Source organism: Syntrophothermus sp. (assembly GCF_013314835.1).
GTDB classification, from domain to species: domain Bacteria; phylum Bacillota; class Syntrophomonadia; order Syntrophomonadales; family Syntrophothermaceae; genus Syntrophothermus; species Syntrophothermus lipocalidus.
Genome location: NZ_JABUEX010000018.1, coordinates 40,946 through 51,787, shown reverse-complemented (window position 1 = coordinate 51,787; position 10,842 = coordinate 40,946). Strand labels below are relative to the sequence as shown.

Sequence of the window (10,842 nt, the reverse complement as noted above, 5' to 3'; positions counted from 1 at the left end):
ATGTAAGTGACAGAGGTAGGGATGCCTACCTCTTGTTTTTTGGGGTTAGAATAATTAGTATAGGGCTAATAAATTTTTGTAAGGTTCTTTAGCAAGCCCTGGAGAACTGGTCTTTAGCGAACGGGATTATAAAGTCGCTTCTTAAGCTCAATATCTATCTGTGTTAATCTGTGCGCATCAGTGTGCATCTGTGGATGGTTAATCATGTTAAATGAGGTGATTAGTTTGAGTACTCAGGCCTATATCATTTCTACAGGGACCGAGCTTCTTTTGGGAGATGTGGTAGAGACTAATTCGGTTTTCATTTCCCGTCGTCTTGCTTCTATGGGAATCAGGGTTGTAGGCAAGTCGGTAGTCGGCGACAGCCGGTCAAGTCTAGAAAAAGCGTTTAAACTCGGATTAGAGATAGCAGATATAGTAATCGCAACCGGAGGACTAGGACCAACCCGAGATGATCTCACCAAGGAAGTGGCTTGCGGAGTTATGGGGTGCAGCTTGGAGTTGCGACCGGAGGAAGTGGCCAGGATAAGAGAGTTTTTCAAACGGAGGAACCGAGACATGCCGGAGAGCAACTTGCGCCAGGCCATGTTCCCTCCAGAAGCCAGGGTTCTTTCCAATCCCCGTGGAACAGCCCCCGGTATGTTCTTAGAAAAAGACGGTAGGACCGTAATTCTCTTGCCTGGTCCCCCCAGGGAAATGCAGCCCATGTTTTCGGAAGAAGTTGAACCTTTATTAAGGCAAAAACTCGGGGAAAAGACGGGTCTTGTGAAAACCCGGGTAATAAAAGTCATAGGGCCAGGAGAATCAAAAGTGGAAGAGATGATAAAGGAGTTCTTGGATGAACCGCGAGGGGTTTCTATTGCCCTTTTGGCGGAAGAAGGCGAGATCCACGTCAGGATAACCTGTGAGGGGGAAGACCATGAACAGGTAGAAACAAGACTTGCCGCCCTTGAAACGGGCCTCGTCAAGACTTTGGGGCAGAACGTTTTCGGCTATGACAACGATACTCTAGCCGCGGTGGTCTCTTGCATGTTGCGAGAAAGAGGACTTCGGGTAGCTTTTGCCGAATCCTGTACCGGGGGATTGTTGGCCAAAATGGTGACCGATCTGCCGGGCAGCTCGAATATTTTTTGGGGTGGAGTAGTCTCTTATTCTAACGAGGCGAAGATACGAATACTTGGGGTCAGCCCTTCGACTCTGGCTAGTTTTGGTGCTGTTAGTCCCGAGACCGCAGGGGAGATGGCGCAGGGTATAAGATCGCGTTCCGGCGCAGACATCGGCATAGGTATCACGGGGATCGCCGGGCCGGACGGGGGGACTCCTGAGAAACCGGTGGGCCTTGTATACATGGGTTTGGCAGATGCCAACCGGGTTCTTACTAAGGAATTACGTTTAACAGGGGGAAGAGAATCGATAAGGACCTTGACGGCAAAGAGCGCTTTGGATTGGTTGCGGAGATACTTGACAGGGAGAGGATAAGGTGAGAATCTTCGTCGCAATACCTGTTTCAGAAGATCTGAGAAAACAAGTCGGGGCCATTAAATCAGAATTGTTGACGGTAGGAGCGGATGTAAAATGGGTTGAGCCTCATAACTACCACCTCACGGTAAAGTTTATCGGGGAAGTAGAGGAACATGAAGTATCTAAGATCATAGACGCATTGCGCCGAGTGGGAGAAGAATCGCCGCCTTTTACGTTGAAACCTGACCAAGCCGGGTTTTTCCCCAATGAACGAAGACCACGAGTGATATGGATCGGCCTTGAGGGGGAACTGGAAAAGGCTTTTTGGCTGGGAGAAAGGGTAGACGCCTATTTGGCGGAACTCGGGTATGAGCCCGAAAACAACCGTAAATACCACCTGACTCTGGGAAGAGTCAGGTCGGAAAGAAATGTTCGAGAACTCGTATCTTTGTTGCGTAAGTTATCTTATGAAACCGATTTTTCGCGGCTCAGGGTAGAGGAAATCCGTTTGATGCAAAGTCAGCTAAGTTCAAAAGGTCCCACGTATTCTGTCTTGGAGAAGATACGGCTTAACGGGTGAAAACTTGACAGGCCAGGGAGAGAGGAATATAATGCCATTAGACGAACATATGTTTGAGGAGGGTTAGGTATGTCTGAGAGGTCGGATCGGCTAGAGGCTCTTGAATCGGCGATAAGAAAAATAGAGAAGGATTTCGGAAGAGGTTCCATCATGAAGCTGGGAGAAGCCGCAGCCATGAATGTCGCCGTTGTACCCACCGGATGCCTCTCCCTAGATATGGCCTTAGGCGTTGGGGGACTGCCACGCGGACGGGTAGTTGAGATATTCGGGCCCGAGTCATCGGGGAAGACCACAGTAGCTCTGCATGTAATAGCCGAGGCCCAGAAAGATGGCGGTATTGCCGCTTTTATTGACGTCGAACATGCATTGGATCCTCTGTACGCTAAGAGACTGGGAGTCAATATCAATGACTTATTAGTATCTCAGCCAGATACTGGGGAACAAGCTCTAGAGATCGCAGAAGCCCTCGTACGCAGTGGGGCTGTAGATGTGCTGGTTGTAGATTCAGTCGCGGCCTTGGTTCCCAAAGCCGAGTTGGAAGGTGAAATGGGGGATATTCACGTAGGCTTACAGGCGCGCCTCATGTCCCAGGCTCTTCGTAAACTTACCGGCACAATCAGCAAATCGAGAACTTGTGCTATTTTCATTAATCAAATACGGGAAAAGGTTGGGGTTGTGTATGGTAACCCCGAGACGACACCGGGAGGACGTGCCTTGAAGTTTTACGCTTCTGTGCGTCTAGAAGTCCGGAAGGTCGATAACATAAAACAGGGGACAGAAACTGTTGGCAGCAGAACCCGGGTGAAGGTGGTGAAGAATAAAGTGGCTCCGCCTTTCAAGCAGGCAGAGTTCGATATAATGTACGGGGAAGGTATTTCCAAAGAAGGCGATCTGTTGGATCTGGGTGTGGAGCTGAAGATTTTGCAAAAGAGCGGGGCCTGGTATTCTTACGAGGGCGAGCGAATAGGGCAGGGCCGCGAGAATGTAAAAGATTTTCTGCGGGCCAATCCCGATGTGTTTAAAGAGGTGGAATCCAGGATTAGAACTGCTTTGATCGGCCCTCGGGAAACACGCGAGGTGGACCAGAGTTAAAACTTGACACTAATTCTAGGACTTAATAAAATTAAACCTAAGGTTGGAGAAGTTCTACCATCAAAAGTTTAATACTGTAGCTGGAGGAACTTCTGTTTTGACCGAGTTCTGACTCGGTTTTCTTTATGTCTTCTGTCCGGCAGTGCACATTAGGAAACACCATAATAATTAGTTTAAACCGAACAGGAGGTGACAGGGATTCAATTTACTTCCATCATAATTGCGGTAGTAGCGTTGATAGCTGGAATCGGAGCAGGATACGTTCTAAGAAGAAATGTAGCTGAAAGTAAGCTCGGTGCTGCGGAAGAAGAAGCCAAACGCATACTGGAAGAAGCGATAAAGGAAGCTGAAGCGAAGCGGAAAGAAATATTGTTAGAAGCAAAGGACGAAATTCACCGGGCAAGGCAGGAAGCAGAGAGGGACAACCGGGAGCGAAGGCGTGAACTCGACAGAATAGAACGGAGGATAATTCAGAAAGAAGAAACACTTGACAAGAAATTGGAGAATATCGAGCAGAAGGAGCAGATGCTTCGCGAAAAGGAGATCGATATCGAAAAGACCCAGGCAGACTTGCAGGTGATTTTGAGCCAGCAGCTGAAAGAGCTGGAACGGCTTTCAGGGTTATCCTCGGAGCAGGCTAAGGAGCTTTTACTCCGCAACGTAGAAGAACAGATAAGGCAGGAGACTGCTGCCCTGATCAGGGAAGTGGAAGCCGAAGCTCGAGAGGAAGCGGAGAAAAGAGCTCGGGATGTTGTAACCCTTGCTATACAGAAGTGCGCGGCTGACGTAGCTGCTGAAACAACTGTATCGGTGGTTGCGCTTCCCAACGACGAGATGAAGGGGCGTATTATTGGACGAGAAGGGCGCAATATCCGTACCTTCGAGACCCTTACCGGGGTAGATCTGATAATAGATGACACCCCCGAGGCCGTAATCCTATCTTCTTTTGACCCGATTCGCAGGGAGATAGCGCGGGTAGCTTTAGAAAAGCTTATCGCGGATGGCAGAATTCATCCCGCGCGAATCGAAGAGATGGTAGAAAAGGCGACTAAGGAGATCGAGCAGGAGATTCGAGAAGTAGGAGAACAAGCGGCATTTGAAGTCGGTGTTCACGGTTTGCACCCCGAGATAATTAGACTGCTGGGCAGACTTAAGTACAGGACGAGTTACGGTCAAAACGTACTCAAACACTCGATTGAAGTAGCGCATTTGGCTGGAGTCATGGCAGCGGAGTTGGAAGTGGACGCGGTTTTGGCTAAGAGGGCAGGCCTGATCCACGATATAGGCAAAGCGGTCGACCACGAAGTGAGTGGTTCTCATATCGAAATCGGTGTGGAACTGGCCAAGAGGTATCGAGAAAGTAAAGAGGTACTTCATGCCATTGCAGCTCATCACGGCGACATCGAGCCTGAAACCATCGAAGCGGTTTTGGTTCAGGCCGCAGACGCCATATCGGCTTCACGACCAGGCGCACGCCGCGAGACCTTGGAGGCTTATATCAAGCGGCTAGAGAAGTTAGAGAAGCTGGCAGATTCTTTTTCTGGGGTCGAGAGAGCCTATGCTATCCAGGCGGGTCGTGAGGTGCGTATAATGGTGAAGCCGGAGGAAATCGATGACCTGGCTTCTATAAACCTTTCTCGGGAAATAGCGAGGAAGGTAGAGCAGGATCTCGATTACCCTGGGCAGATAAAGGTTGTAGTCATACGGGAAACCAGAGCGGTGGATTACGCCAAATAAATAGCGAGAATATGGGCCTCAACCAAGAGGCCCTTGTGTTTGTATGTGTTGCATATAAGATGTATATTATGCCGGGAATTAGGTATAATATTTTGGAAATCAGTACCATTGGATTTTGACTGCCGGGAAGCGGGATCAAGAGCCCGAGGCCTGGGGGAGGGGTTACATGAACATCTTGTTCATCGGGGATATCGTAGGGAGGCCGGGTCGGAACCTGGTTAAGGTGCTGTTACCCTCTATAATCAGGGAGCATAAAGTAGACTTTGTTATTGCTAATGCCGAGAACGCTGCCGGAGGTAAAGGGATAACCGGCCCTATAAAAGATGAGCTTGTCGGAGCCGGAATTGATGTTTTAACCATGGGCAACCATGTGTGGGATAATAAAGCGGTTTTTGATTTTATCGACAATGAGCCGCGGATCGTGAGACCGGGAAACTATCCGGGAGATTGCCCGGGGCAAGGCTATCATACTTATATTTCGGGAAACTGTACACGCGTTACAGTGGTAAACCTTTCCGGGCGGGTGTTTATGAATAACCTGGACTGCCCTTTTCGGACCGCGGATCGGATACTGGACGAGGTCAAAGGTACTTCGGACGTCATAATTGTAGACTTCCATGCTGAAGCCACCTCTGAGAAACAGGCTATGGGATGGTATTTAGACGGGAAGGTATCGGCGGTGATAGGTACTCATACCCATGTTCAGACTGCCGATGAACGAATACTTCCGGGAGGAACTGCCTACATCACAGACGTAGGGATGACAGGACCTATGGACTCTATACTAGGAATGGTCAAGGAGGAAGCTTTACACAAGTTTCTTACGCAGCGGCCCGTACGGCTGACGGTCGCTCGTGGCAGATCCCAACTGGATGCGGTTTTGTTGCGCTTCGACCCGGAAAATTTTACAGTCAAAACTATTAAGCGGATACGTTACTATTCTGAAGAATAATTTACATGTAATATTATCCAAAAGATTTTAAATGCAAAGGAGGAATTAGTTAAAAGGCTTAGAATATAATTAAAGGAGAGCAACCTTTTAGCACCGAACCAACCTAGACTGAAGGAGGTTTTCAAATGGAGGTATTAAAGGTTTCAGCTAAATCAAGCCCAAATTCTGTGGCAGGAGCGTTGGCTGGGGTTTTGAGGGAAAAGGGCGCAGCAGAGATCCAAGCTATTGGGGCCGGGGCTATCAATCAAGCGGTCAAAGCAATAGCTATCGCCAGAGGATTTGTAGCTCCGAGCGGAATGGATTTAATCTGCATACCTGCATTTACCGATATTATAATAGACGGGGAAGAGAGGACGGCTATCAAGCTAATAGTAGAGCCGCGGTAACAAGGTTGCTTTCGTGACAATTTTGACCTGAAAACCTGCTTGTAACGCAATTATAAGCGGGTTTTTTGTTTTTTAAGGGAGGCATGGGTTTTGGGAATCGTTGATTGTCACTGCGACGTATTGTCAAAGATATGGGAGAACGACGAGAGTTTATATTCGAATCGAGGCCAGTTTGATATCAAAAGAGCCCGGCAATCTGGGGTAATAGTCCAGTTCTGTTCTCTTTTTGCACCGGGGACGGCCGACAGCAGTCTTAGAGCAGTGCTTAACCAGATGGACAAATTCTATGTGGAGCTAAATCTTCATTCAGATTCAGTATACTTGCTCAGTTCATTTGGCGATTTCGTGGCTCATCGCGACGGGCAGCATATCGGCATAATTCTCCATTTGGAAGGTGGAGAAGCTCTGGGACAGGACCCGGGCTTGTTACGCGTGTTTTACCATCTGGGCCTGAGGAGCATCGGTTTGACCTGGAACCACCGTAACCTTTTGGCTGATGGGGTACTGGACGATGCCAGTGGCGGGGGCCTGAGCAGGGTGGGAAGAGAGGTGGTTCGGCTGGCCGAAGAACTGGGAATCGTAATAGATCTTGCCCACATATCGTCCCGGGCTTATTTCAACGTGTTGGAAATGGTATCGAGGCCGGTTATAGTCAGCCATGCCAACTCGCGGCGTCTGTGTGATCATCCCCGTAACCTCACCGACGAACAGCTAATCAGCCTAGCTCAACACGGGGGAATAGTAGGATGCACCTTGGTGCCTGATTTCATAAAACCGGCGGGAACCGGGCATGACCTGAGTGACTTTGTTGACCACATAGTTTACATCAGTGAATTGATCGGGGTAGACCATGTAGCCCTCGGTTCTGACTTCGATGGGGTGGATGAACCGGTATTGAAAGACGTGGGAGAGTGGGGCAAACTGGAAGCCGCTTTAGAGGGAAGAGGATTTTCTGCGGCTGAAGTTGAAAAAATACTACAAAGTAACGCTCTAGGTTTCATAGAACAGGTGTTGCTCTGATTGCAAGGAATAGAGTCTTTGGTTGAAGGGGAACAGAAGATAGTGTTGGATCTGCACGTACACAGTACCGCCTCAGACGGGTTATTGACACCGCCGGAACTGGTAGAAGAAGCTGTTGCCGCCGGTTTAGAAGGCATGGCCTTAACCGACCACGATACAGTGGCAGGCGTGGAAGCGGCGTGGGCATATGCCCGGGCGCGACATTCCTCCTTCTGGTTCATACCTGGCATCGAGATGAATACCGACGTGGGACCGCATGAGGTGCACGTTTTGGGTTACTTCATTGATCCCCGTTATGAGCCGCTTTTGAACCGCCTGGAAGAGATAAGACAAGCCCGCTTCCAACGGAACCTGAAGATGGTAGCGAAGCTGAATGCGATGGGCTACAAGATTTCGGTGGAAAGGGTATCAGAATTAGCCCAAGGGGGACTCATCGGAAGGCCTCATATTGCCCAAGCCTTGATGGAAAAAGGATACGTGTTTTCAATCAGGGAAGCTTTTGAAAAACTCATCGGGCAGGGAAAGCCAGCCTACGTGCCCCGTTACAAGTTCTTACCTGAGGAGGCAGTTCAGCTTATTAAGGGCGCAGGAGGGGTACCGGTTCTGGCTCATCCCGGTCTCATCCAGAATGACGACTTGGTCGAACGGTTGCTGGCTTTGGGCATGGAGGGCATCGAGGTATATTACCCGGAACACAGCGAGAAGGACATCGAGCGGTACTTGGAAATGGCCCGAAAAGGAGGTTTGTTGATAACGGGCGGATCTGACTATCATGGAACGCCGGAGGAGTACCGGGGGAAACTAGGTTGCTGTGGCGTATCCCGCTCAGCAGCGAAAAGTATTAAAGAAAAGGCCCTGAAATCGAAAACGAACGAAAATATGGAAATCGGGGTTGATGACAAGAAGGAGTCTTACCAAAAACAGCGAATAGACCAATTTAACACGCGAAGTTTAGAATAAGGCGGGCAGTAGGCCAAGTGGTGAGGCAGTCTTTACGGGGGAGGAGAGGTTTAAATGACGGGTGTGGGCATAGTCGGAGGAGGCAAAGGCGGTACCTCGATTCTTAGGGCGTTTTTGGGTATTGAGGCATTCAAGGTGGTAGGGGTGTGTGACGTTAATCCTAATGCTCCAGCTCTGCAACTGGCCCGGGAGCAAGGAGTTCCAGTTTACACCGATATGGAAGCGCTTTTGAAACAACCCGGGCTTGATGTTGTGATCGAAGCAACTGGTAGCGAGAAAGTACGGCAAATGATATACGAGAAAAAGAGCGACGCATGTGCAGTAATCGATTCCAATATCGCCAATCTTTTGATGACCTTGACCGAAGCGCATGAGGAAATAGTCAGAAAGGCCAACAGTAAGAAGGAAGCTTTCAAGACTTCGGCACCATTCCTGACGCAGACTTACGAAGGAGGTGTCGTTTATTTCACCACCGACTTGGAACGCTATGACTTCGTCATGGCTAAGGACCTGGACATTCCTGGGGTCAAGGTTGGCGAGAGACTTTTGCAGGGAGGGTACGTTCAACAGTGCATCAACACCGGTAGGCAGGCGAAGGGGGTCGTAGACCCCAAGGTGTACGGTATCGCCTTGAAGATCTGGGTCAACCCGCTGTTTGCCGATGACGGGTCAGACCGGGTAGTGGGTACATACGGGGTCATGATACCCAAGGTACACCCCGTAGCCAAAGCTTTCGATATTTTCGCGCCGATCGTTATCCAATCTAATGTTGAGGGTGCCCAGGTGATGATGACTGACCTAGAAAAAATAACCCACAGCATGGCCAGTGACAAGTTCAGCATCAAAGAGATGACCGTCGGGACTCCTATCAGAGAAGGAGATGCCGGATGGAAGGTAATAAAGGCGAGATCCACGGTAGTGGACGAAATCGCAACCAAACGTTATGGCAACTTCAGGATAATAGGTATTCCTTTGTTCGATGAAGAAACCGACGAATTGATTGGGACCTTCGGCATAGCCACGCCCCGGATGCTGGCCCATAACCTCAGGGAAATGGCGGCTAATCTGAAGACCAATGTTCAAGAAATCGCCAGCGTGATGGAAGAAATAGCGGCATCGGCCAGTGAGATAAACGTCAACGAAAGCAATTTGGCGGAGACGATAAAAGATGTGCAGGGCATTTCAGGACAGATCAACGAGATATTGAACTTTATCCGTAGCGTAGCCGACCAGACCAAGATGTTGGGATTGAACGCTGCCATAGAGGCAGCCCGGGCCGGAGAGCACGGGCGCGGCTTCGGGGTAGTGGCAGAAGAGATACGAAAGCTGTCCGACCAGTCGAAAGAGACGGCGGAACAGATCCGGAAGTTGACCCGGGAAATCGAGGACAAGGTAGCAAAAGCCGGAGAAGCCTCGGTAAACAGCGTCAGACAGAGCCAGGAACAAGCGGCAGCTACCGAGGAGGTCACGGCTTCGGTCATGGAAATGGCGAGTATGGCGGAGAAGCTGACTGAGATGGCTAAGTCTTTGTAAAGCGGTGGAATGGTTGGGTGCATAAAGATCAAAAAGGAGCCTCAGACGAGGCTCCTTTTGATTTGAGGGGTAAAGCACCGGTCTAAATATGAGAAATAGCAGGACTTATGTCGCATTTTCGCCACGGGGCCGGAGCCAGAGGAGGATATACGAAAAAGACGTAGAATTTACAGGTAGCAATCAAAATTGGAAGAAAGGATTTTGTAAGTAATGAAGAAATGGTTTTTGGGGATGATTATTGCTTTTTGTCTGACTCTTACGTGGGGACCGGTGGTTCTTGCTAGCCAGTATTACGTGGTTAAATCGGGAGATTCCCTGTGGGGAATAGCCAAGAAGTATGGGACTTCGGTTGATAAACTGATTGCTTTGAACAATCTGAAGTCAGAACGGTTACAAATCGGGGACAAGCTACGATTACCGTCAGCAACGAGTGAAATTTCCAGTGCAAGCACACGCAATCCGGTTAGTCGAGGAAGCAATAGGAGTATCTCTACTAAGGAATATGTGGTGCAGAAAGGAGACTCGCTCTGGTCCATCGCCCGCCGTTGCGGGACGACGGTTCAGGAACTGATGAGACTGAACGGGTTACAGTCGGACAAGTTGAAACCGGGAGATAAGCTGGTGGTTACCGCTAATGTGGCCGCTACTACTTCACCCGTTGTTGCCAAAACCCCAGTGCAACAGCCTCCGGCCCGGGGGTCTGAAGCGGGGGTGGCTTTAGCCCGTAATATCGTAAATACGGCTATGCAGTACCTGGGAACACCTTACCGTTATGGAGGAACTACGGCGGCTGGCTTTGATTGCTCGGGGTTCGTAATGTATGTCTTCGGACAAAACGGCGTAAGCTTGCCTCACAGTTCAATAGCCCAGGCTAACCTCGGAGTTGCGGTAGACAGGGCCGAGCTTGCTCCTGCAGACCTGTTGTTCTTTACGACCGGGGGATCTAGCCGCATCAATCACGTGGGGATTTATGTAGGGGACGGCAAGTTCGTTCATGCCAGTACCAACAAGGGCATAACTATTACCAGCCTCAGCGATGACTCCTACGCTTCTGACTACGTGGGAGCCAGGAGGGTGTTACCTTGAATCCCGGTGCCCGGGTAGTTTGACCAAAGCGCTGG

Annotated in this window: 10 protein-coding genes; all 10 read left to right on the top strand. The window is 49.7% G+C overall.

The genetic code is table 11. The features are described 5' to 3' along the window. The first annotated feature begins 204 nt into the window (after positions 1–204). The 10 genes from HPY90_RS07400 to HPY90_RS07355 all read left to right on the top strand — a co-directional run bounded on the left by HPY90_RS07400 (position 205) and on the right by HPY90_RS07355 (position 10,807). Positions 205–1,479 carry a competence/damage-inducible protein A gene (locus tag HPY90_RS07400; protein WP_287193031.1) on the top strand — a complete coding sequence of 425 codons (1,275 nt, stop codon included), beginning with the start codon at positions 205–207 and terminating at the stop codon, positions 1,477–1,479. A 1-nt stretch (position 1,480) separates the two neighbouring features. Next, positions 1,481–2,041, top strand: a complete 561-nt coding sequence (gene thpR, locus HPY90_RS07395) for an RNA 2',3'-cyclic phosphodiesterase (protein ID WP_287193028.1) — start codon at positions 1,481–1,483, stop codon at positions 2,039–2,041. 69 nt (positions 2,042–2,110) lie between these two features. Then, positions 2,111–3,133 (top strand): recombinase RecA, encoded by a 1,023-nt coding sequence (recA, locus tag HPY90_RS07390; protein WP_013175231.1) that lies wholly within the window; start codon positions 2,111–2,113, stop codon positions 3,131–3,133. A 198-nt stretch (positions 3,134–3,331) separates the two neighbouring features. Then, a complete protein-coding gene (gene rny / locus HPY90_RS07385; RefSeq protein WP_041433436.1) occupies positions 3,332–4,870 on the top strand; it encodes a ribonuclease Y in 1,539 nt (512 codons plus the stop codon). Between the two features lie 166 nt (positions 4,871–5,036). Next, positions 5,037–5,822: a TIGR00282 family metallophosphoesterase gene (locus HPY90_RS07380; RefSeq protein ID WP_287193021.1), complete on the top strand. Its 786-nt coding sequence runs from the start codon at positions 5,037–5,039 to the stop codon at positions 5,820–5,822. 125 nt (positions 5,823–5,947) lie between these two features. Beyond that, positions 5,948–6,208, top strand: a complete 261-nt coding sequence (locus HPY90_RS07375; protein WP_013175234.1) for a stage V sporulation protein S — start codon at positions 5,948–5,950, stop codon at positions 6,206–6,208. A 90-nt stretch (positions 6,209–6,298) separates the two neighbouring features. Next, positions 6,299–7,228: a dipeptidase gene (locus HPY90_RS07370; RefSeq protein ID WP_287193016.1), complete on the top strand. Its 930-nt coding sequence runs from the start codon at positions 6,299–6,301 to the stop codon at positions 7,226–7,228. After that, on the top strand, positions 7,229–8,188 hold the full coding sequence (locus HPY90_RS07365; RefSeq protein ID WP_287193013.1) for a PHP domain-containing protein: 960 nt from the start codon (positions 7,229–7,231) through the stop codon (positions 8,186–8,188). Between the two features lie 54 nt (positions 8,189–8,242). Further along, positions 8,243–9,721, top strand: coding sequence for a methyl-accepting chemotaxis protein (locus HPY90_RS07360; protein WP_287193010.1), 1,479 nt, complete (start codon positions 8,243–8,245; stop codon positions 9,719–9,721). A gap of 210 nt (positions 9,722–9,931) precedes the next feature. Then, on the top strand, positions 9,932–10,807 hold the full coding sequence (locus HPY90_RS07355) for a C40 family peptidase (RefSeq protein WP_287193007.1): 876 nt from the start codon (positions 9,932–9,934) through the stop codon (positions 10,805–10,807). Positions 10,808–10,842 lie beyond the last annotated feature (35 nt).

What these genes read in the sequence shown, in the direction of transcription:
- HPY90_RS07400 (WP_287193031.1), top strand. Translation starts at nt 205, where the DNA reads ATGTTAAATGAGGTGATTAGTTTGAGTACTCAGGCCTATATCATTTCT.
- HPY90_RS07355 (WP_287193007.1), top strand. Translation starts at nt 9,932, where the DNA reads ATGAAGAAATGGTTTTTGGGGATGATTATTGCTTTTTGTCTGACTCTT.
- HPY90_RS07375 (WP_013175234.1), top strand. Translation starts at nt 5,948, where the DNA reads ATGGAGGTATTAAAGGTTTCAGCTAAATCAAGCCCAAATTCTGTGGCA.
- HPY90_RS07360 (WP_287193010.1), top strand. Translation starts at nt 8,243, where the DNA reads ATGACGGGTGTGGGCATAGTCGGAGGAGGCAAAGGCGGTACCTCGATT.
- HPY90_RS07380 (WP_287193021.1), top strand. Translation starts at nt 5,037, where the DNA reads ATGAACATCTTGTTCATCGGGGATATCGTAGGGAGGCCGGGTCGGAAC.
- recA (WP_013175231.1), top strand. Translation starts at nt 2,111, where the DNA reads ATGTCTGAGAGGTCGGATCGGCTAGAGGCTCTTGAATCGGCGATAAGA.